General features: G+C 58.1%; 22 protein-coding genes. 16 read left to right on the plus strand and 6 right to left on the minus strand.

Going from position 1 to position 19,825, the window contains the following annotated elements; all coding sequences use genetic code 11:
- The first annotated feature begins 357 nt into the window (after window positions 1-357).
- From RMS95_RS00755 to RMS95_RS00800, 10 genes are all read left to right on the plus strand, one after another.
- Window positions 358-1,554, plus strand: coding sequence for an FAD-dependent monooxygenase (locus RMS95_RS00755; protein WP_310642776.1), 1,197 nt, complete (start codon window positions 358-360; stop codon window positions 1,552-1,554).
- A gap of 8 nt (window positions 1,555-1,562) precedes the next feature.
- Window positions 1,563-2,204, plus strand: a complete 642-nt coding sequence (locus tag RMS95_RS00760; protein WP_310642777.1) for a bifunctional 4-hydroxy-2-oxoglutarate aldolase/2-dehydro-3-deoxy-phosphogluconate aldolase — start codon at window positions 1,563-1,565, stop codon at window positions 2,202-2,204.
- 12 nt (window positions 2,205-2,216) lie between these two features.
- Window positions 2,217-3,125, plus strand: coding sequence for a PfkB family carbohydrate kinase (locus tag RMS95_RS00765; RefSeq protein WP_310642778.1), 909 nt, complete (start codon window positions 2,217-2,219; stop codon window positions 3,123-3,125).
- 154 nt (window positions 3,126-3,279) lie between these two features.
- On the plus strand, window positions 3,280-4,257 hold the full coding sequence (locus RMS95_RS00770) for a tripartite tricarboxylate transporter substrate binding protein (protein WP_310642779.1): 978 nt from the start codon (window positions 3,280-3,282) through the stop codon (window positions 4,255-4,257).
- 7 nt (window positions 4,258-4,264) lie between these two features.
- Window positions 4,265-4,738 carry a tripartite tricarboxylate transporter TctB family protein gene (locus RMS95_RS00775; RefSeq protein ID WP_310642780.1) on the plus strand — a complete coding sequence of 158 codons (474 nt, stop codon included), beginning with the start codon at window positions 4,265-4,267 and terminating at the stop codon, window positions 4,736-4,738.
- Window positions 4,739-4,751: 13 nt separating this feature from the next.
- Window positions 4,752-6,254 (plus strand): tripartite tricarboxylate transporter permease, encoded by a 1,503-nt coding sequence (locus tag RMS95_RS00780; protein ID WP_310642781.1) that lies wholly within the window; start codon window positions 4,752-4,754, stop codon window positions 6,252-6,254.
- A complete protein-coding gene (locus RMS95_RS00785) occupies window positions 6,251-7,588 on the plus strand; it encodes an MATE family efflux transporter (protein ID WP_310642782.1) in 1,338 nt (445 codons plus the stop codon). Before RMS95_RS00780 ends, RMS95_RS00785 begins: the two co-directional genes overlap by 4 nt.
- 73 nt (window positions 7,589-7,661) lie before the next feature.
- Window positions 7,662-8,270, plus strand: a complete 609-nt coding sequence (locus RMS95_RS00790) for a glutathione S-transferase (protein WP_310642783.1) — start codon at window positions 7,662-7,664, stop codon at window positions 8,268-8,270.
- Window positions 8,267-9,259: an NADPH:quinone reductase gene (locus tag RMS95_RS00795; RefSeq protein WP_310642784.1), complete on the plus strand. Its 993-nt coding sequence runs from the start codon at window positions 8,267-8,269 to the stop codon at window positions 9,257-9,259. The genes RMS95_RS00790 and RMS95_RS00795 overlap by 4 nt, the downstream gene beginning before the upstream one ends.
- Before the next feature lie 26 nt (window positions 9,260-9,285).
- Window positions 9,286-10,080, plus strand: a complete 795-nt coding sequence (locus RMS95_RS00800) for an SDR family oxidoreductase (RefSeq protein ID WP_310642785.1) — start codon at window positions 9,286-9,288, stop codon at window positions 10,078-10,080.
- 4 nt (window positions 10,081-10,084) lie between these two features.
- Here the strand turns inward: RMS95_RS00800 and RMS95_RS00805 are convergent, their stop codons facing one another.
- Genes RMS95_RS00805 through RMS95_RS00815 form a run of 3 tightly spaced genes read right to left on the minus strand, consistent with a single transcriptional unit; the run spans window position 10,085 to window position 12,342 of the window.
- The gene (locus RMS95_RS00805; protein WP_310642786.1) at window positions 10,085-10,975 is read right to left on the minus strand and encodes an NAD(P)-dependent oxidoreductase; all 891 of its coding nucleotides are present in this window, start codon (window positions 10,973-10,975) and stop codon (window positions 10,085-10,087) included.
- 8 nt (window positions 10,976-10,983) lie between these two features.
- Window positions 10,984-11,979: a tripartite tricarboxylate transporter substrate binding protein gene (locus tag RMS95_RS00810; protein WP_310642787.1), complete on the minus strand. Its 996-nt coding sequence runs from the start codon at window positions 11,977-11,979 to the stop codon at window positions 10,984-10,986.
- Between the two features lie 45 nt (window positions 11,980-12,024).
- The gene (locus tag RMS95_RS00815; RefSeq protein WP_104798561.1) at window positions 12,025-12,342 is read right to left on the minus strand and encodes an NIPSNAP family protein; all 318 of its coding nucleotides are present in this window, start codon (window positions 12,340-12,342) and stop codon (window positions 12,025-12,027) included.
- A 199-nt stretch (window positions 12,343-12,541) separates the two neighbouring features.
- Between RMS95_RS00815 and selD the strand changes: the two genes are divergently transcribed.
- The 3 genes from selD to RMS95_RS00830 are packed head-to-tail and all read left to right on the plus strand — an operon-like array spanning window position 12,542 to window position 14,752.
- Window positions 12,542-13,618 carry a selenide, water dikinase SelD gene (gene selD / locus RMS95_RS00820; RefSeq protein WP_310642788.1) on the plus strand — a complete coding sequence of 359 codons (1,077 nt, stop codon included), beginning with the start codon at window positions 12,542-12,544 and terminating at the stop codon, window positions 13,616-13,618.
- A 25-nt stretch (window positions 13,619-13,643) separates the two neighbouring features.
- On the plus strand, window positions 13,644-14,357 hold the full coding sequence (locus RMS95_RS00825) for a YebC/PmpR family DNA-binding transcriptional regulator (protein WP_310642789.1): 714 nt from the start codon (window positions 13,644-13,646) through the stop codon (window positions 14,355-14,357).
- A gap of 53 nt (window positions 14,358-14,410) precedes the next feature.
- On the plus strand, window positions 14,411-14,752 hold the full coding sequence (locus RMS95_RS00830) for a zinc ribbon domain-containing protein YjdM (protein WP_310642790.1): 342 nt from the start codon (window positions 14,411-14,413) through the stop codon (window positions 14,750-14,752).
- Window positions 14,753-14,761: 9 nt separating this feature from the next.
- Here RMS95_RS00830 and RMS95_RS00835 read toward each other — a convergent pair whose 3' ends face one another.
- Entirely contained in the window at window positions 14,762-15,526 is a 765-nt protein-coding gene (locus RMS95_RS00835; RefSeq protein WP_310642791.1) for an SDR family oxidoreductase, read from the minus strand.
- An 11-nt stretch (window positions 15,527-15,537) separates the two neighbouring features.
- Entirely contained in the window at window positions 15,538-16,518 is a 981-nt protein-coding gene (locus tag RMS95_RS00840; protein ID WP_310642792.1) for a tripartite tricarboxylate transporter substrate binding protein, read from the minus strand.
- A 151-nt stretch (window positions 16,519-16,669) separates the two neighbouring features.
- Here RMS95_RS00840 and RMS95_RS00845 point away from each other — a divergent pair, with 151 nt between their 5' ends.
- From RMS95_RS00845 to RMS95_RS00855, 3 genes are read left to right on the plus strand one after another with little or no spacing between them, the layout of a single operon-like run.
- Window positions 16,670-17,347 (plus strand): aspartate/glutamate racemase family protein, encoded by a 678-nt coding sequence (locus tag RMS95_RS00845; RefSeq protein WP_310642793.1) that lies wholly within the window; start codon window positions 16,670-16,672, stop codon window positions 17,345-17,347.
- Entirely contained in the window at window positions 17,340-18,404 is a 1,065-nt protein-coding gene (locus RMS95_RS00850) for an Ldh family oxidoreductase (RefSeq protein WP_310642794.1), read from the plus strand. The genes RMS95_RS00845 and RMS95_RS00850 overlap by 8 nt, the downstream gene beginning before the upstream one ends.
- A gap of 36 nt (window positions 18,405-18,440) precedes the next feature.
- Window positions 18,441-19,427, plus strand: coding sequence for a tripartite tricarboxylate transporter substrate binding protein (locus RMS95_RS00855; protein ID WP_310642795.1), 987 nt, complete (start codon window positions 18,441-18,443; stop codon window positions 19,425-19,427).
- A gap of 2 nt (window positions 19,428-19,429) precedes the next feature.
- Here the strand turns inward: RMS95_RS00855 and arfB are convergent, their stop codons facing one another.
- The gene (gene arfB, locus RMS95_RS00860; protein ID WP_310642796.1) at window positions 19,430-19,822 is read right to left on the minus strand and encodes an alternative ribosome rescue aminoacyl-tRNA hydrolase ArfB; all 393 of its coding nucleotides are present in this window, start codon (window positions 19,820-19,822) and stop codon (window positions 19,430-19,432) included.
- Between the last annotated feature and the right edge of the window lie 3 nt (window positions 19,823-19,825).

A 19,825-nucleotide genomic window follows, 5' to 3' on the forward strand; every position in this document is an offset into this window, starting at 1 on the left:
AAACCGTGACGGATGAGGAATTGACTATGATTGAAAACCGATTGAATCATCGCCCCAGAAAGCGACTAGGATTCAAGACACCTCACGAGGTATTCCATGCCTCGTTAAAGCGTGTTGCACTTCGTCCTTGAATCCGCCATCAAAGAAACATGGTCAGTTCCTAAGTTAGAGAACACATGATCCACCCCAAGGTCTGTCAACCCCTTCCAAAAATAATGTGAGGTTGTGTCAGTCGTGTGAGGAGGCATAAGGGGACGCTCGCTATTTATTCGTTAGCATGCTAGCAATCATTCCCACCTCTCGTCAGCTAGGGGATTCCCTAGACGAGCGACCACCATCGTCCAACACAATCATTTCATGACACACCGCAAAATTCTGATTGCCGGCGGCGGCATTGGTGGCTTGGCCACAGCGCTGACCTTGTTACAAAACAACATCGATGTCGACGTCTACGAACAAGCCAGCGAATTGCGCGAAGTGGGTGCGGGCATCCAAATCAGCCCGAACGGCAACCGCGTGTTGGACCACATGGGTGTACTCGAACGTTTGAAAACGCTGTCAAGTCCCACCCAAGGCAAAGAAATCCGACTCTGGAACACCAGTCAAACATGGCCCCTGTTTGACCTTGGCAAAGCCGCCATCGACAAATACGGCTATCCCTACATGACGGTCTTTCGCCCGCATTTGTTAGAGGTGCTGGCAGATGCGGTGCAAGCGCTCAAACCCGATGCCATCCATTTGAATGCACGCTGCAAAGGGTTTTCCCAATCGGACTCAGGCGCCACACTGCAATTTGAAGACGGCACCTCGGTCACGGGCGATGCGCTGGTTGGCGCCGATGGCTTGCACTCCAAAATTCGGGCCACCTTATTTGGCGCCGCACTCCCTGATTTTTCAGGCATGGTGTCTTGGCGCGCCTTAATTCCTATGCATGTGCTGCCCGAACATTTGGCACGCCCCGTCGCCACCAACTGGGTCGGCCCCGGTGGACATGTGGTGCATTACCCGCTGCACGCTGGCAAAGTCATGAACTTTGTCGGCACACTCGAGGGCAACACATGGTCAGGTCCCCCATGGAACAGCCCTGACAGCGTAGAGGCTGCCTTGACCGCCTTTGAAGGCTGGCACGAAGATGTCCAAACCATGATTCGACATGCCCCCTCGTTTTTGAAATGGGCCTTGTGTGGTCGCCCTTTCTTGGAACACTGGTCGCAAGGACGCGTCACCTTGATGGGTGATGCCTGCCATCCCACCTTGCCATTTTTGGCCCAAGGTGCCGTCTTCACTTTAGAAGATGCCATCGTCTTGCAACGCTGCATTCGCCAAGATGCGCACGATTTGCCACAGGCCTTCCAACGTTACGAAGCCGCTCGCATGGCGCGCGCCTACCGGATGGTGCGCGGCGCGAGCGACAACACCTCGCGCTTTCACAACCCTGCCCTCGCCGATTCCCAACAAGGCGTGGCCTTCATCGAACGTGAGTGGCAACAAACCGCCATCGGCAGCCGCTACGACTGGATTTTCAATTACGACGCCATCACCACTGAGATATAGGAGTCCTCATGCCGATCACGCCACGCACCATGCGAGAAATATTGGCACGCACGCCCGTGATGCCTATCTTGACCATTCATGACGCCAGCACAGCGGGTGACTTGGCACAAGCCTTGGTCAAAGGCGGCATCCATGTGTTTGAAGTAGTGATGCGAACGCCACAAGCCGTCGCTGCGGTCAAAGCCATGCGCGAAGCCACACCGGAGGCAGACATCGGCATGGGCACCTTGATGACGCCAGAAGACGTGATTCGCGCCCACCATGCAGGCGCCCAATTTGGGGTGTCGCCAGGACTCACGCCCGAGCTCGCACAAGCCATTCAAGCGCATCGAATGGCATTTTTACCGGGCGTTGCAACGGCCAGTGAAGTCATGCAGGCACGCGCATTTGGGCTGAAAGAGCTCAAGTACTTTCCAGCCCAAGGCCCTATAGGTGCTGCTTGGCTCAAAGACATGAGCCAAGTCTTTCCCGACGTTATTTTTTGCCCTACAGGAGGCATTCGTCCGCCACATATTCCAGACTATTTGGCGCTGCCCAACTGCAGCACGGTGGGCGGCTCTTGGATCGTGCCACCGGCGCTCTTGAACGATCGCGACTGGGCTGGCATCACCGCCTTGGCACAACAAGCCCGTCGCTTCCAAGTCTCTTGAAGGAGAAGGCAGATGGCACCTCCCAAACGCATGGTTGCTCTGGGTGCCATTTGCACCACGGCCATTTTTCAAGTTCAGCACATTCTCAGTGCCCCTGCAAAAATTTTGGCCAGCAACCGTTGTACCGTCGTCGATGGGATGGCCATTTCAGCCGCCTGTGCATTTCAAAAGCTCGGCGGCCAAGCCACGGTTTGGGCGCGTGTAGGCGATGACCCCGAAGCACAAGCCATGCGACAAGCCCTCGCGGCCGAAGGCATAGACCCAAACGGGCTGTTCACTGTCAAGGGCACCCAGTCATCGCATGCCTGCGTGATCGTGGACGCACAAGGGCAACGCCTGGTCGTGCCATTTCATGACCCACAAGTGGACACCTCAGCGGGTTGGCTGCCGTTAGAAGACTTGTCCAACGTCGACCTGCTGCATTGCGATGTGCGCTGGCCTGAAGGCGCAGAAACCGCGCTACGTGCTGCGCAGGCACAAGGCGTTCTCACCATGGTGGACGGCGATGTTGCACCACAAGAGGTGCTGCAACGTTTGATGCCACTGGCAGATTACGCCGTGTTTTCCGATGCCGGCCTGTTGGCCTATACCGGCCTCCACAACGTCCAAGAGGCGTTACGCACCGTCGCACAGCAACACAGTCGCCACGTGGGTGCGAGCTGCGGCGAAGACGGGTATTACTGGATTGAAAACGGTCAAATCGCGCATGTGCCAGCACCTCGGGTTGACGTGGTGGACACCTTGGCAGCCGGTGATGTGTTTCATGGGGCATTCGCCTTGGCCGTCTTGGAAGGACAAGACATCACCTCGGCAGCCCGCTTCGCATGCACAGCCGCGTCCTTGAAATGCACACGATTCGGGGGACGCCTCGGCTGCCCAAGCCGCGCCGAAGTTCTGCTAGCGCTGGAACAGCCATCGTAATTTTTGACCTGTCAAGAGCCGCCACGGGTATTCCCGATTCCTAAATGTCACACGCATTACCGACGTTTAGGCACACACCGAATTTAAATGCGATCAGGTGCTGCACCACCTGTGCAAGCGCCGCTCACCCCTCGAACACTCCAAGGAGACACGCATGATGATTCGCCGAACCCTGATGAAGTCATTGGTCTGCGCAGCAGCCGCACTGTCGTTGTGCGGCACCGCGATCGCACAAAGCTATCCGAGCCGCCCTCTGACCATGATCGTGCCTTGGGGTGCGGGAGGCGGCACAGACGCCACAGCGCGCATCGTCGCGGCACTGCTTGAAAAAGAAATGGGGCAACCTGTGAACGTGGTCAACCGCACGGGCGGCAACGGCGTGGTGGGGCACTCTGCGATTGCCACCGCCCCCGCCGACGGCTACACCATCGGCATGATCACGGTCGAAATTTCCATGATGCACTGGGCCGGTCTGACGCAACTCTCGCCTGCGGACTACACACCTCTCGCGCTGCTCAACATCGATCCGGCAGCGGTCACGGTGCGCGCTGATGCGCCTTACAAAGACTTGGGCGATTTGGTCACGGCCATCAAAGCCAACCCAGGTAAGTTCAAAGCGTCAGGAACGGGTCAAGGCGGCATTTGGCACTTGGCTTTGGCCGGCATGCTCAACGATATGAAAATCGCCACGACGGCTGTCCCTTGGGTTCCCTCCAACGGCGCAGCGCCTGCCATGAACGATTTGGCTGCTGGCGGTATCGAGTTTGTCACCTGCTCACTCCCTGAATCACGTGCACTGATCGATGCCGGCAAAGCACGGCCTTTGGCCTTGATGGCCGCTCAGCCCTCCGCCCTGTATCCCAACGTGCCTATTTTGAAATCGGCCGCTGGCAGTAACTGGGCCATTGGTGCATGGCGCGGACTGGCAGCACCGAAAGGCATGCCCGCAGACATCCAAGCCAAATTGGGCGCGGCTCTCAAAAAGATTTATGACGGCCAAGAATTCCAAGGCTTCATGCAGCAACGCGGCTTCGGAACGATTTATGCCGACAGCAAGGGCTTTGAGCAATTCATGGCCAAAGGCAACGCCGACATGGGCGTGGTGATGAAGTCATTGGGCTTGGCAAAGTAAGTCACATATGAAATTCAACGACACGATCATGGGTGCGGCGCTGCTGGCTTTGGCGCTGTCCATTTTGCAAACTGTTCAACACTATCCCGTCATTCCAGGGCAAAACATTGGGCCTGGGGCCTTCCCTGGTTTGCTGGCGGTGTTGCTCGCCGTCTGTTCGGTGCTCTTGATCATCAAGGGCCTCAGAGCCAAGTCACACCAAGCGTGGATTGAGGTGGGTGGATGGGTGAAATCTTGGTTTCATTTGCGAAACTTTGTCATCACCGTTTCTTGCCTGCTGTTTTATATCTACTTCTCAGATCGATTGGGCTTCTTGATCACCGCAACCGCCATCGTGTCGTTGATGTTTTGGGCTTTAGAGGTTCGCCCAAAATTGATATTGCCCATTGCCATCACGGTCGCCTTGGTCATTCACACGATCTTTTACAAGGGACTTCGCGTTCCTTTGCCTTGGGGCATCTTGACCCCATTCCAATGGTAAACAAGGACGCCCCATGACCACTGCTGTGCTACTTCAAGCCTTTTGGCTGGTGTTTGACCCTTACGTTTTATTGGTGATCTTGTGCTCGGCCATGTTTGGTCTGTTTGTCGGATGCATTCCCGGCTTGAGCGCCACGATGGCCACGGCACTCTTGGTGCCGATCACCTTCTTCATGCCACCCGTTCCCGCGATTGCAGCCATCGTGACCGCAACAGCCATGGCTATTTTTTCAGGTGATATCCCGGGGGCGTTGCTTCGCATACCGGGCACGCCTGCGTCAGCGGCCTACACCGATGAGGCGTATCAAATGACCCTCAAAGGCCAAGCCGAAATAGCGTTGGGCGCGGGCTTGGTGTTCTCGGCCATCGGTGGCTTGTTTGGCACCTTGGTCATGGTGATGTTTTCGCCAGGCTTGGCGGAGATTGCCTTGAAGTTCTCCTCCTTCGAGTACTTTTGGCTGGTTGTTTTAGGACTGGCAGGTGCTGTGTTTATTGGCAACACCAGTGTTTTGAAAGCCTGCATTTCTTTGTTGTTGGGTTTGCTGATTGCATGCATCGGGTTAGAAAACCCTGCGGCTCTCCCCCGCTTCACATTTGGCATGAACGAGCTCATGAGTGGGGTGGAGCTGATTCCGATGATGGTGGGCATGTTCGCCGTGTCGGAATTGCTGCGCTACATCACCAACACCGATCCAACGCCCATCATCGCGACTGAAAAAATTGGCAATATCTTTTCAGGCATGTGGGACTTGCTGAAAAAATACCGCTGGCCTCTGGTGCGCGGCAGTGCCTTGGGCACCATCATTGGCATTCAACCGGGGTCGGGGGCCGACATGGCGTCTTGGTTGAGTTATGCCATGAGCAAAAAGTTCTCTAAAGAACCTGAAAAATTTGGCACAGGCCACGTCGAGGGCATTGTGGAGTCTGGTGCAGCCAACAACTCATCGCTCGCAGGCGCTTGGATTCCAGCCATCGTATTTGGCATCCCTGGCGACTCCATCACCGCCATTGCGATTGGGGTTTTGTATTTGAAAAACATGAACCCAGGCCCGATGATTTTTGTGAACAACCCCGAAAACATTTACGCTATTTTCTTGGTCTTCATTTTGGCCAACATCATCATGGTGCCGCTGGGTTGGCTCACCGTTCGCATCGCCACCAAGATCTTGAAAGTGCCGCGCAACATCTTGATGCCCATCATCTTGTTGTTCTGCATCGTGGGTTCGTTCTCGATCAACAACTCGGTCTGGGGTGTCACCTTGATTTTGTTTTTTGGCTTGGTGTCATTCCTTCTGGAAGAAAACGGGTTCCCCGTGGCGCCGGCGATCTTGGGCGTCGTGCTGGGCACCATGATGGAAGAAAACTTTGTCACCTCCATGATCAAGTCTGATGGCGATCCGATGGTGTTCTTCACCCGCCCCATCGCCATGTGGTTGGCCGCAAGCACCTTCGTGATTTTGTTGTGGCCTGTGGGAACGTGGTTGTTTCAAAAAATGCGTACCCCGAAACTGGCATGACCTCACAAAACCCCCTACTGAACGCCCCCATCTTTCCAACCATTTGGAAACTCAGCCTACCGAACATGATCGCCATGGTGGCGACGGCCTTGGTCAGCATTGCAGAAACGGCCTACATTGGGCAATTGGGCACGATACAACTGGCTGGCATCGCCTTGGTGTTTCCCATGATCATGCTGCAACAGATGCTCTCTGCTGGGTCGATGGGGGGCGGCATTTCATCGGCCATCAGTCGGGCCATCGGCGCTGGCGATGCCCACAAGGCCAACGCCTTGGTGTGGCACGCCACGCTGATCAGTTTGGTCTTGGGGCTGCTGTTCAGTGCCTTGTTCTTGATCTGGGGACGCGACATTTTTGCGCTGGTCGGCGGTAAATCTGAAGCCCTAGAGCAAGCGGTGATTTATGCCGATGTGGCCTTCACGGGGGCCATCAGCATTTGGCTCACCAACGCTTTTGCCTCGGCCATTCGTGGCTCGGGCAATATGAAAACGCCCTCCGTCACCTTGATGTGGGTGGCGGCGGGTCAAGTCGTTTTGGGTGGTGTCTTGGGCTTGGGATGGGGCCCCATTCCAAGGCTGGGCATTGGCGGGGTTGCCGCCGGTCAAGTGATCGCGTTCAGCTTAGGTGCGGTGTCGCTGTACCGTTATCTGCGCTCAGACCAAAGCCGTGTGCGTTTGCAATTTTCTAGCGCCCTGAACCCGCGCTTTTTCAAAGACATTCTCAAAGTGGGGGCTGTCGCCAGCATCTCCTCGCTGCAAACTGTGCTGACGATTTTGATTCTGACGAAAATCGTGTCCGGCTTTGGCGCAGAGGCATTGGCAGGTTATGGCATTGGCACGCGCTTAGAGTTTTTATTGATCCCCATCACATTTGCCATTGGCGTGGCGTGTGTGCCCATGGTCGGCATGGCCTTGGGGGCTGGTCAAGTCACGCGTGCACGGCATGTGGCTTGGATAGGTGCGGGGCTTTCGGCTTTGATCGTGGGCGTGATCGGTGCCGTGGTGGCCTTCTTTCCTGCCGCTTGGTCAAGCCTGTTCACGGTCAACCCTGCGGTACTGGCCAACGCCAACAGCTATTTTTCTTGGGCAGGCCCTTGCTACGGATTTTTTGGCTTTGGCTTGTGCCTTTACTTTGCCTCACAAGGCGCAGGCAAGCTCATGGGCCCCGTGTTAGCTGGCACGCTGCGACTGGCAATGGTCACGGTGGGTGGGGTCATGCTGGTCACACAAGGCGCCCCCGTTCAAGACATGTTCGCCCTCATTGGTTTGGCCATGCTGGTGTACGGCATTGCCACGGGGCTAGGCGTCTACTTGGTGTCTTGGAAAGAAGCCTGACGTTGGCCATTCACCCCCACGCGTCGAACAGGGGACAGCTCAGCCTCCCCTCTCACGCCATACTTCAAGCACCATGAAACTTTACTTCTCCCCCACCTCTCCTTACGTGCGCAAATGCATGGTCACAGCGTTTGAGCTGAATTTGGTCAACCAAATCGAGTTCTTGCCCGCCAGCGCACACCCCGTCAACCGCGATGCCAGCATCGTCGCCAACAACCCCTTGGGCAAAGTGCCCACCCTGTTGACCGACGACGGCCACGCGCTCTATGACAGCCGTGTGATTTGCGAATACCTCAACGCCATTGGCCATGGGAGTTTGTTGCCCGCCAACGGTCCTGAGCGTTGGGAAGCGCAAACACTGCAAGCCTTGGGCGATGGCATCTTGGATGCCGCGCTGTTGGCGCGTTACGAAACCGCCGTACGCCCCGAAGCCCTGCGCTGGCCCGAGTGGGTGGAGGGCAAGCTAGACGCCATTCGCACCTCTTTGGCCTATTTAGAACAGCACTCGGAAGTCTTTGAACGGCCTTTTCACTTGGGCTTGCTGACCATCGGCTGTGCGCTTTGGTATTTGGATTTGCGTTACCCAGACTTGGCGTGGCGTGACCACTACCCCGCCGTGGCGAAGGCCTCTCAATCGCTGATGACACGCACCTCCATGACCCAAACGTGGGCCATGCCATGAAGGCCGTCTGGTACACCCAAACGGGCGATGCTCGCGACGTTTTGGTGTTTGGCGAATTGCCGACGCCTGAGCCCAAAGCGGGCGAAGTGCGGGTCAAGCTGCACACCTCGGGCGTCAACCCGTCTGACGTGAAGTCGCGTAAAGCACGACCTGTGCAAGACCCTGAAATCATTCCGCACAGCGACGGCGCAGGCGTCATTGATGCCGTGGGCGATGGCGTGTCGCCAGCTCGCGTGGGCCAGCGCGTTTGGGTCTGGAATGGACAATGGCAACGGCCTTGGGGCACGGCCTGTGAGTACATCACCGTGCCTGAAGCGCAAGCGGTGCGCTTGCCCGATCACATCGACGACGCCGCCGGTGCCTGCATGGGCATTCCCGGACTGACCGCGATGCAGGCCGTCTTGTTGGCGGGCGATCTGGCGGGTGACTTGCGCGGTAAAACCGTGCTGGTCACAGGAGCCTCATCGGCCGTGGGTCACTACATTGCCCAAATGGCCACACTCGCCGGCGCGCATGTCATTGGCACCGTCGGCTCGGAAGCCAAAGCCTTGCACGCCCAAGCAGCCGGTGTGCGTGATGTCATTTTTTACAAAACAGAGTCCGTCGCACAGCGCATTCAAGCCCTCACCCAAGGGCGAGGTGTGGACTGCATCATCGACATGGACTTCTCCACCACCACCGACTACATCGCCCAAAGCGCACTGAAAGCCCACGGCACGGTGGTCTGCTACGGCTCGAACAACGCGGGCGCCATCCCCGTCACCTTCCGACCTTTGTTGTGGGGCTCGATCACCTTGAAGTTTTTCTTGGTGTACGACCTGCTGCCCAACGACCGTGAACGTTGTGTTGCGCGCGTGACCGACTTGCTGGAGCGCCAGCAATTGCGCCACACCATCGGCCAGCGCTTTAGCTTGGCGCAAACGGTGCAAGCGCACGAATGCGTGGAAGCAGGACAAACCATCGGTCAAGTTGTGATCGACATGGCGTGATTGACATCTCTTAAGCGAAACCCCTCATGGACCTCCAACTCGCGCACAAACACATCCTCATCACCGGCGGAAGCAAAGGCATTGGCTTGGCCTGTGCAGACGTTTTTTTGCAAGAAGGCGCGCGGGTCACCTTGGTCTCGCGTGATCTCAACAATTTGCAAAACGGCAAAGCGCATCTGCTGGCCCGTCATGCGTCTGCACATGTTCACACCATCGCCGCTGATTTGCGTTTGGCCGAGTCTGGCACGTGGGTGTTGGACCAAGCCGAAGAAACGTTGGGCCCTGTTGATGTGCTGGTGAATTCAGCAGGGGCGGCCAAGCGCACGCCTGCTGCAGAACTCACGCCGCAAGATTGGCATGACGCCATGCAAGCCAAATACTTCTCATACATCCACATGATCAACCCAACCATCCAGCGCATGGGCGAGCGCGGTGAGGGCGTGGTGGTGAACGTGATCGGTGCGGGTGGCAAAGTGCCCAGCGCCATCCACATGCCGGGCGGTGCTGCTAATGCGGCCTTGATGCTGGCCACCGCTGGCATGGCCAATGCCTATGCAGGCAAGAACATCCGCGTGAATGCGGTGAACCCAGGCCTGACCACCACCGATCGACTCAAAGAAGGCTTTGCCGCCGACGCCCGTGCCAATGGCATCACCGAAGCGCAAGCCATGGAACGCGCCAATGCACGCATTCCGCTGGGTCGCATGGCCGACCCCATCGAGATCGCCAACGCCGTGGTGTTTTTGGCCTCAGCGCGGGCCAGCTACATCACAGGCATCAGCTTGACCATGGATGGTGGCATGAACCCCATGGTGGTTTAGACGGCTAAGCGGCTCGGTTGTGCTGCTGCCACCACACCAAATGCTCTGAAGAGTCTGCGGGGCCAAGCCCGAGTTGGGTCGCGCGGAAAAAAACGTCCAACGCTTGCGACGTCAACGGCAACGACACCCCCAAGGTTTGTGCGTGTGCCAGCATGGCACGAATGTCTTTGGCCACGGTGTCAACAGGCACGTTGACTGTGTCTGTACGACCATCGATCATGGTTTGTGCGATCAAAGGGCCTCGATTTTTCAACACGTTCGGGCCGCCCGAGGAGTCTGAAAAAATGTCGATCACCCGCTTCGGGTCTAAGCCCAAGGGCTGAATCAAGGACAAGGCCTCGGCCAAGGTCTGCCAATACACCATGAGTGGCAAATTGATGGCCAACTTCATCATCGATCCCGCGCCATGCGGCCCCACATGTTCCACGCGACGGCACATTTGGTCCAACAGCGGTTTGATCTTTTGCACCTCCGCGTCATCGCCGCCGACAAAGGCCATCAACTTGCCCTCTTTCGCAGGTCCAATGCTGCCTCCAACCGGCGACTCGATGTAGACGCCCCCTGCCGCTTGCACGCGCTTGGCCATCTCTTGCTGCTTCAGCGGAGACACCGTGCTCATCTCCAAAAACACCTTGCCCTGCGCAGCGCCTGACAACAAACCATTGGCCGACAAATACACCTCGTCTAGGGCCTGTTCGTCGGTCAACAAACCAATGATGACCTCCGAGCACGCCACCAAGGCTTGCGGCGTGGCGGCCCATGTGGCGCCCAACTTACGGGCGCCCTCCGCGCGGGCTTCGGTGCGGTTCCACACCGCCACCTCATGCCCGAGTGACAACAAACGCCCCGCAATCGCGGTGCCCATCTTTCCCGTTCCAGCGATACCAATTTTCATAAGGGCTTTCAATCTAATTTCATGTCACGAATGACGGCGCGAAATTGGTCCATCTGACGGCGCAACATCGCATCTTGCTCAGCGGGGCTAGAGCCCACGGGCTCCGCCGCCAAATCGGCCAAGCGCTTCACCACGTCGGGGTGGCGCACGGCAGCGGCGATTTCTTTGTTCAACCTTTCAATCACATCTTTGGGTGTTTTCGCGGGAGCAAACACACCATTCCAGCCTTCGAGTTCCAAACCGGGAAACCCAAGTTCGCGCACGGTGGGCACATCTGGCAAACCGGCCACACGCTTGGAAGCGGTGGTCGCAATGGCGCGCAAGGTACCCGATTTGATTTCAGCCAGCGAGGACGACAACTGATCGCCGCCCACTTGAATGCGGCCCGACAACAACTCTTGCTTCAGCGGTGCTGCGCCTTTGAACGGCACGTGCTCCATCTCCACTTTGGCGTCTTTCTTAAAGGCCTCGCCCAGCACGTGCACCGCAGAGCCCGGGCCTGTGGAGCCGTAGTTGTATTGCAGGCTTTTGTTGGTGCGCAGCAAATTGGCCAGCTCGCGCAAGTCTTTGGCAGGCACGCTGGGGTTCGCCGTCAACATGAAAGGGACGTACACCGCAATCGACACACCTGCGAAGTCGGTCTCGGCGTTGAAGGGCGAGCGATTGGCCAACGTCTGGGCCACCGACGACAGCGGGAAAGAGATGTTGTGCATCATGATGGTGTAGCCATCGGGTGCGGCCTTGGCCACCAAGTCAGCACCAATCGCGCCGCCTGCCCCACCACGGTTATCCACCACCACAGGCTGGCCCATGGACTCGGTCATGCGCTGCGCCACGATGCGCGCCACGATGTCCGTGGTGCCGCCCGCAGGAAACGGCACGATCATTTTGATGGGCTTAGATGGGTAGTTTTGCGCCAGCGCATGGGGCAGAGCCGCCAAGGCAAAAATGCCACCGAGAAGCGCTGCGAGCCATTGGCGGCGAGGTGTCCGAAGTTTTGTCATGTGTTTGTCTCCTGATATTGTTTTGAAAAGTCGAAGGCCAAACGCTTAAGGCTGTGGGCCCCAAGGCGCATTCAGCATGAGCTTGTTTTCTTGCGACAGCAGCAAGGGGCGTGTTTGCTTGGCAAAGGCCATGAACTCGGGGTCGTTGAACACCCCTGCCCAAAAGGCACGGCGGTCGGCATCGTCGTCAAACTTCCAGACATGGATCAACTGATTCACGGCGCCGATGTCGCCGGTGAAGTAGCCCACCAACTTTTGGGGGTGCTTTTGCAACGCGGGCCAACCTTGGGTTTTGTAAAGTTCCACCACCTCCGCCAGCTTGCCCACGATGGCGGTGTAAGTGCGTAATTCGTAAATAGCCATGCCGTAACTCCTTGTGTTGAACAAAAACCTCTTTGAATGAGGATCGCACGAGGTTGGACGTTGCGTTGTCGCAAGTCGGACATGGCGATGAACTCAGCCTCGTTGCGCAGATGCCTGTGTGCCTGCACATGAGGCAACAGAGGGCTGGGTTTGGGCTGCTGGCAAAATGGGGGGCTCACCCGCCTAGATACCCTCCGCCATGAACACCCCCAGCCCGACACAAGCCCCCCATGAACCCCGCCTCACCAGCCTGTCGCACGGCGGGGGTTGCGGCTGCAAGATTGCACCAGGCGTGTTGAGCGACATCTTGAAGGGCACCAGCGCGATGCCCATCCCCAAAGAGCTACTGGTGGGCATCGAAACAGCTGACGATGCGGCGGTCTACCAACTCAACGATGAACAAGCCCTGATCGCCACGACCGACTTCTTCATGCCCATCGTCGATGACCCGTTCGACTTTGGCCGCATCGCCGCCACCAATGCCATCAGCGACGTCTACGCCATGGGTGGCACGCCCATCATGGCCTTGGCGCTGGTGGGCATGCCCATCAATGTGCTGTCGTCCGAGACGATTGGCAAAATTTTGGATGGCGGGCAAAGCATTTGTCGCGAAGCAGGCATTCCGATTGCAGGTGGCCACACCATCGACTCGGTCGAACCCATTTATGGCTTGGTGGTCATGGGCTTGATCCACCCCAAACGCGTCAAGCGCAATGCCGACGCCCGCGTGGGCGACCGCCTGATCTTGGGTAAACCGCTGGGCGTGGGCGTGATGTCCGCCGCCTTGAAGAAAAACGGGCTGGACGCACAAGGCTACGCGCAGATGATCGCCAACACCACCCAACTCAACACGCCAGGCGCAGCACTCTCGGCCCTGCCCGGCGTGCATGCCATGACGGATGTGACAGGCTTCGGCTTGGCCGGTCATGCGCTCGAAATGGCGCGTGGCTCCAAAACCACCATCGAACTCGAGATGAGCCGCGTGCCTTTGCTCACCGGCGTGCGTGAACTGGCCCGTGTGGGCATGGTCACGGGTGCCTCTGCGCGCAACTGGGCTGCTTACGGGCAAGACATTGAGCTGGGTTCGGACTTGCATGCGGTCGACCAAGCCTTGATCACCGACCCGCAAACCAGCGGTGGCTTGCTAGTGGCCTGCGCCCCTGAATCGGTGCAACACGTGCTGCACATCTTCCAACAACACGGCTTCGCATCCGCCGCAGAGATTGGCGAAATCACAACGGCGCGCGCAGACGGTATTCAACTCTGCGTCAACTGAACTCTCGACATAAAGGAACACACCCATGGGCGCTCAATGGAAAGCCAAACACAAAGACTTGGCCGCGAATGCAAAAGGCCGCGTCTTCGGCAAACTGTCTAAAGACATCATGATTGCAGCGCGCAATGGCGCTGACCCTGCCGCCAACGCACGACTGCGCTTGGTCATCGAACAAGCGCGCAAAGTCTCCATGCCCAAAGACACGCTGGACCGCGCCATCAAAAAAGGCGCGGGCCTGACCGGCGAAACCGTGAACTTTGAACACGTCATTTACGAAGGCTTTGCCCCGCATCGCGTGGCCGTGATGGTCGAGTGCTTGACCGACAACGTGAACCGCACCGCCCCCGAAATGCGGGTGCTGTTTCGCAAAGGTCAGCTGGGCACCTCGGGCTCGGTGTCTTGGGACTTTGAGCATGTGGGCATGATCGAAGCCGAACCCTCAAACGCTGGGGCAGACCCCGAACTGGCCGCCATCGAAGCCGGTGCACAAGATTTCGAAGCAGGTGAAGAAGAAGGCGTCACTCTGTTTTTGACCGATTCTGCCGATCTCGACTTGGTCAGCAAAGCGTTGCCCGAACACGGCTTCACGGTGTTGTCAGCCAAGCTGGGCTACAAGCCTAAAAACCCCATTGATCCCACCACCTTGAGCGCTGCCGATTTAGAAGAAGTCGAAAACTTTTTAGCCGCCATCGATGCCAACGACGATGTGCAGCATGTCTACGTGGGCTTGGCGGGCTAACCTGCCATCACCCCAGCAGACACCCCTTTATTTTCAAATTGACCGTACACCTTATGTCTCAAATTCCAGCTTGCCCGCAATGTGCCCAAGAAAACACCTACGAAGACGGCACCAACTTCGTCTGCGCCGACTGCGGCCACGAATGGCCCCAAGTGGCTACCGCTGCGGCTGAAGACGACGATGACGCCGTGGTGAAAGACGCCAATGGCACCGTGCTGCAAACCGGCGATGCCGTGGTGTTGATCAAAGACCTCAAGGTCAAAGGCTCATCGACCACGCTCAAGATGGGCACCAAGGTCAAAAGCATTCGCTTGGTGGGCGGCGACCATGAAGTGGACTGCAAGATGGATGCAGGCAACTTCATGCTCAAAGCCTGCTTTTTGCGCAAGGCATAAAGACACGCTTTAAATCGTCACCCCGCCATCCACCACGATGCTTTGGCCGGTGACGTAAGAGCCCGCTTGCGACGCCAAAAACACGGCGGTGCCTGCAATCTCGTCGGGCTCGCCAATGCGGCGCAGCGGTGTGGTGCGCATGCGCTCGGTCAACATGGTCTCGTCCTCCCACAAAGCGCGGGCAAAGTCGGTTTTGATCAAGCCTGGGGCGATGCAGTTCACGCGCACATTGTGCGGACCGTATTCCACGGCCAAGTTGCGCGCCAGCTGCATGTCGGCGGCTTTGCTGATGCAATACGCGCCAATCACGGGCGAGCCGCGCAGGCCGCCAATCGACGACACAATGATGATGGAGCCGGCCTTTTGCGCGATCATTTGTGGGACCGCCAAATTGATCAGCCAATGGTTGGCGACGATGTTGTTGTCCAAAATCTTTCTGAACTGTGCATCGGCGATGCCCGCTTGCGGCCCGTAATACGGGTTGCTTGCAGCGTTACACACCAGCACATCAATGCGTCCAAATTGGCGATTGGTCTCTGCCACCAAATGCTCTAAATCCTCTTTAGACGAAATGTTGGCCGCCACGGCAATCGCACGACCCGCGCCATGTTTGGCGTTGATGGCATCCACCACCTCCGCGCACGCCTCGACCTTGCGCGACGAAATGACCACGCGTGCGCCGTGCTCAGCCATGCGCTCGGCAATGGCGCGGCCAATGCCCCTCGAAGAACCCGTGATGATGGCCACTTGGCCTTCTAAGTTAAACAAATTCATCGCTTCAACCTTTAATCTGCTTTCACGCCTGCGGCGTTGATCACCTTGGCCCATTTGACGATTTCTTCGTCCAAAAACTTACCCGCTTGCTCAGGACTGCTGCCCACCGACTCAATGCCCAAGGCCTCAAACTTGGCCCGCATCTCAGGTGAGTTGATGGCCTTCGCTGTTTCCATAGACATGCGGTTGACAATGTCTTTGGGCGTGGCGCTGGGCGCTAAGAACAACACCCACGTTGAGCCCTCAATCGCAGGGCCACCCGCCTCGGCAATGGTCGGCACTTCGGTCGCGCCTGGCACGCGTTTGTTAGAAAAGACGGCCAATGCTTTGATCTTGCCGCTGCGCACATGGGGCATCAAAGCGCTGGCTGTGTCGGTCAAGATTTGCAGGTTGCCGCCCATCAAATCATTCAGTGCGGGCGCGGTGCCTTTGTAGGGCACATGCACCATGTCGGCCCCCGAAACTTGCTTGAACAACTCTTGCGTCAAATGCGCGGCAGCCCCCACGCCCGAGGAGCCAAACGCCACCTTGCCCGGATTGGCCTTGGAGTAAGCGATGAGCTCTTTCACATCCTTGACCGGCAAGGTGTTGCTGACCGTCATCACCAGCGGCGCAATGCCGACCAGCGACACAGGGGCAAAGCTCTTCACGGGGTCATAAGGCAGTCGACCCGCATACAGGGTGGCGTTGGCGGCGTGTGCGCCAATCACCGTCAAAAACGTGTGGCCGTCGGGCGCGGAGCGTGCCGCGATGTCAGCGCCCAAAATCGAGTTGGCACCCGGTTTGTTCTCAACCACGATGGTCCAACCCGTTTGCTCTTGCACCTTTTGCACCACCATGCGTGTGGCGTTGTCGGTGATGCCGCCCGGTGTGTAGGGAATGATCCACTTGATGGGTTTGGTCGGCCACGCGGGTGCTTGTGCGTGTCCCCACGCAGGCAAGGTCAGCAACACGGCCAATGCGGCACGTTTGGCGAAGTTCACAGGTCGCATCATGTCTCCTCTTGAAGTGAAAGACCGCCATGGGTCTTTGATTCATTATGGGGAGCCAACTTGGGCTTCGTGCGTCTGCTTGGCGACACGCCCCCCCTAGGACAAACCTCAGGGCGACGCCATGCTGCAGGCGTTTACAGTGCATCGCAACATGACACCACCGCGCATCGCCCTCATTCACGCCACGGCCTTGGCCATGACACCCATCACCGAAGCCTTTGCCAGACATTGGCCCAGCGCCGACTGCCAACATCTGCTCGACGACACCTTATCGCGTGACCGCGCCAGCGCTGGTGAACTCACAGAGGCCATGGTGCAGCGCTTTGTGGATTTGGCCCACTACACACAACGTGCAGGCGCTCAAGGTATTTTGTTCACGTGCTCCGCCTTTGGCCCCGCCATTGAAGAGGCCGCCCGAGCAACTGGCTTACCCACCCTCAAGCCCAACGAAGCCATGTTTGAAGATGCGCTGGCCATGGCGCGTGCGGGCCGTGTGCTGCGCATTGGCTTGCTGGCCACCTTCGCCGCCTCCATCGATGCGATGTCACAAGAGCTAAATACATTGGCTCAGTCACGCGGCATCGCGATTGAGCTGGCCACCGGCTTTGTGCCCGAGGCCATGCAAGATTTGGCAGAAGGCCGCGCGCCGATGCATCACCAAAAAATTGCAGCAGCCTTGCCCCAGCTACCGCCCTGTGATGTGGTGATGCTGGCTCAGTTCTCGATGGCGGCAGCCCAACCCCTCGCCCAGCAACACAGCACAGCACCTGTGCTGTCCAGTCCCGATTGCGCCGTCTTGGCCCTCATGAAACGCATGCACCATGTCTGACACCCGCGTCACCTTCGACCAACTCAACCACTTCATCCGCCAGACCATGCTGGCGTTGGGCCTACCGCCGGACGACGCCGCCACCGTCGCACGTCTGATGGCGCAAGCCGATCTGCAGGGCTCGGATGGCCACGGTGTGATTCGCATCCCGCAATACGCACGCCGCATCTTGGCGGGCGGTGTGAACACCACGCCCACCATTCGCGTCAAAGAAGAACGCCTCGCCACCGCCTTGCTCGACGGCGACAACGGCATGGGACATTTGGTGATGCAACGCGCCGCTGACTTGGCCATCGAAAAGGCAAGACGCTGCGGCATCGCATGGGTCGGCAGCCAATTCAGCAACCACGCAGGACCGGCCTCTTTGTACGCACGCATGCCCTTGGCCCACGACATGATTGGCCTGTACTTTGCCGTTGGCAACGCCAACCACTTGCCGCCTTGGGGTGGGCTGGACATGCTGCTGTCCACCAACCCGATTGCAGTGGCCATTCCAACCCAAGACGAAACGCCCATCGTGCTCGACATGGCCACCACCGTGGCCGCTTACGGCAAGGTCAAAGCCAAAGCCCAACGCGGCGAAATGATGCCCGAGGGCTGGATGATCGACCGACAAGGCCAACCCCTGCTCGACCCCAAGCGCAGCGAAGAAGGCTTCTTGATGCCCATCGGTGGCTACAAGGGCTATGGCTTGTCGCTGATCGTGGGTTTGCTAGCGGGCACGCTCAATGGCGCGGCCATGGGCAAAGCCGTGATCGATTTCAACAAAGACGACACCAGCGTGACCAATACCGGCCAAGCCATCGCCGTCATCGACCCCTCAGCCTTTGGCGATATCGGCGAATTCAAAGCGCGTGTCGACACCTTGGTGCGCGAGCTGCGAGCCAGCGACCGCATGCCCGGCGTAGACCGCATTTGGCTGCCCGGTGAGCAAAGCGACGCCAAACGCCAAGACTACACGGCGCATGGCATTCCCATCGCCCCCGCCCTGACGCAACAACTCAACCAAGTGGCCGACAACTTGCGGGTGCCTCGCTTGAGCGACACACCCACTTAATTTTTATAACGCGGTAATCACGCAGGAGTTTCAGCCATGCAAAGACGACAAGCCTTACAACACGGCGTGGTGGGTTTGGCCACGCTGGTCAGCTTGAGCAATGCCCCTGCTTGGGCGCAACAGGCCTACCCCAACAAGCCCATCAAGCTCATCGTGCCCTTGGCCGCTGGCAGCGCCGTCGACAACGCCGCACGCATCGTGATGCAAAAAATGGCCCTCAGCATGGGCCAAGGCATCGCCATCGAAAACCAAGCGGGTGCGTCTGGCTTGATTGGGGCCGACCGCGTGGCCAAGTCAATGCCCGATGGCTACACGTTGGGCGGTTTCAACGACAGCATCATGACCATGCTGCCCAATCTGCAGAGCAAGATGCCTTGGGACATTCTGCGCGACTTTGAGCCCATCTCCTTGATCGCCACCGTCGAATGGGGCTTGGTCGTGCCGGCTGACTCGCCGCTCAAAACAGCGGGCGATTTGATCGCAGCAGCACGCCATGCGCCAGGCAAAGTCAACTACGGCTCGGGGGGCAACGGCAGCCCACAGCACATGGCCATGGCCTTGTTTGCCTCGCAAGCGGGCGTACAACTGACCCATGTGCCCTACAAAGGCGCGACCCAGGCTGCGGTAGGTGTCGCGGGCAAAGAAGTCGATGCAGCTTTTCAAGGCATTGCCACCGTCAGTTCGTTGGTGAAAGCGGGCAAGCTGCGTTTGATCGCCGTGACCACGCCCAAGCGCTTGGCCCAGTTTCCCGACGTGCCCACCGTGGGCGAGTCGGGTTTGAGTGGGTTTGAGTTCAATTCGTGGTTTGCCTTGATGACGCCCGCCAACACGCCTAAATCCATCGTGAAGCAACTGCACCAAGAAGTGAGCAAAGCACTCGGTGACACCGCCGTGCGCGACCAACTCATGGGCCTAGGCCTCACCCCACGCGGCACCAGCCCAGACGAGTTGGGTGCGGCACTGCGCGCACAACTCGCACGCTACGAAGCACTGATCAAGCAGGCTGGCATCAGCGTGGATTGAGTTCAAAGCACCTTGCTGCGGCTGGACTTGATCTCTGACACTTTCTTTTTGCCCTCTAAGCGTCGCTTCTTAGACGCATAGGTGGGCTTGGTCGCTCGGCGAGTTTTCGGTGCGTGCGCCACGCTTTGCACCAACTCCAGCAAACGCGCGAAAGCCTCAATGCGGTTCATGTCTTGGCTGCGATGCTCTTGCGCCTTGATGACCACCACCCCATCGCGGGTGATGCGGTTGTCACGCAAACACAGCAAGCGCTCTTTCACATCGTCGGGCAATGAAGACGCCCAAATATCGAAGCGCAGGTGAATGGCGCTGGACACCTTGTTCACGTGTTGCCCGCCCGCGCCTTGGGCGCGCACTGCGGTGACTTCGACTTCGGATTCTTGGATATCTATCACAGC

The sequence above is a fragment of the Limnohabitans sp. genome (assembly GCF_031539175.1).
Classification (GTDB): Bacteria; Pseudomonadota; Gammaproteobacteria; order Burkholderiales; family Burkholderiaceae_C; genus Limnohabitans.

Coding starts and splice junctions, on each gene's coding strand:
- RMS95_RS00755 (WP_310642776.1), top strand. CDS start 358: ATGACACACCGCAAAATTCTGATTGCCGGCGGCGGCATTGGTGGCTTG.
- RMS95_RS00760 (WP_310642777.1), top strand. CDS start 1,563: ATGCCGATCACGCCACGCACCATGCGAGAAATATTGGCACGCACGCCC.
- RMS95_RS00765 (WP_310642778.1), top strand. CDS start 2,217: ATGGCACCTCCCAAACGCATGGTTGCTCTGGGTGCCATTTGCACCACG.
- RMS95_RS00770 (WP_310642779.1), top strand. CDS start 3,280: ATGATGATTCGCCGAACCCTGATGAAGTCATTGGTCTGCGCAGCAGCC.
- RMS95_RS00775 (WP_310642780.1), top strand. CDS start 4,265: ATGAAATTCAACGACACGATCATGGGTGCGGCGCTGCTGGCTTTGGCG.
- RMS95_RS00780 (WP_310642781.1), top strand. CDS start 4,752: ATGACCACTGCTGTGCTACTTCAAGCCTTTTGGCTGGTGTTTGACCCT.
- RMS95_RS00785 (WP_310642782.1), top strand. CDS start 6,251: ATGACCTCACAAAACCCCCTACTGAACGCCCCCATCTTTCCAACCATT.
- RMS95_RS00790 (WP_310642783.1), top strand. CDS start 7,662: ATGAAACTTTACTTCTCCCCCACCTCTCCTTACGTGCGCAAATGCATG.
- RMS95_RS00795 (WP_310642784.1), top strand. CDS start 8,267: ATGAAGGCCGTCTGGTACACCCAAACGGGCGATGCTCGCGACGTTTTG.
- RMS95_RS00800 (WP_310642785.1), top strand. CDS start 9,286: ATGGACCTCCAACTCGCGCACAAACACATCCTCATCACCGGCGGAAGC.
- RMS95_RS00805 (WP_310642786.1), bottom strand. CDS start 10,975: ATGAAAATTGGTATCGCTGGAACGGGAAAGATGGGCACCGCGATTGCG.
- RMS95_RS00810 (WP_310642787.1), bottom strand. CDS start 11,979: ATGACAAAACTTCGGACACCTCGCCGCCAATGGCTCGCAGCGCTTCTC.
- RMS95_RS00815 (WP_104798561.1), bottom strand. CDS start 12,342: ATGGCTATTTACGAATTACGCACTTACACCGCCATCGTGGGCAAGCTG.
- selD (WP_310642788.1), top strand. CDS start 12,542: ATGAACACCCCCAGCCCGACACAAGCCCCCCATGAACCCCGCCTCACC.
- RMS95_RS00825 (WP_310642789.1), top strand. CDS start 13,644: ATGGGCGCTCAATGGAAAGCCAAACACAAAGACTTGGCCGCGAATGCA.
- RMS95_RS00830 (WP_310642790.1), top strand. CDS start 14,411: ATGTCTCAAATTCCAGCTTGCCCGCAATGTGCCCAAGAAAACACCTAC.
- RMS95_RS00835 (WP_310642791.1), bottom strand. CDS start 15,526: ATGAATTTGTTTAACTTAGAAGGCCAAGTGGCCATCATCACGGGTTCT.
- RMS95_RS00840 (WP_310642792.1), bottom strand. CDS start 16,518: ATGCGACCTGTGAACTTCGCCAAACGTGCCGCATTGGCCGTGTTGCTG.
- RMS95_RS00845 (WP_310642793.1), top strand. CDS start 16,670: ATGACACCACCGCGCATCGCCCTCATTCACGCCACGGCCTTGGCCATG.
- RMS95_RS00850 (WP_310642794.1), top strand. CDS start 17,340: ATGTCTGACACCCGCGTCACCTTCGACCAACTCAACCACTTCATCCGC.
- RMS95_RS00855 (WP_310642795.1), top strand. CDS start 18,441: ATGCAAAGACGACAAGCCTTACAACACGGCGTGGTGGGTTTGGCCACG.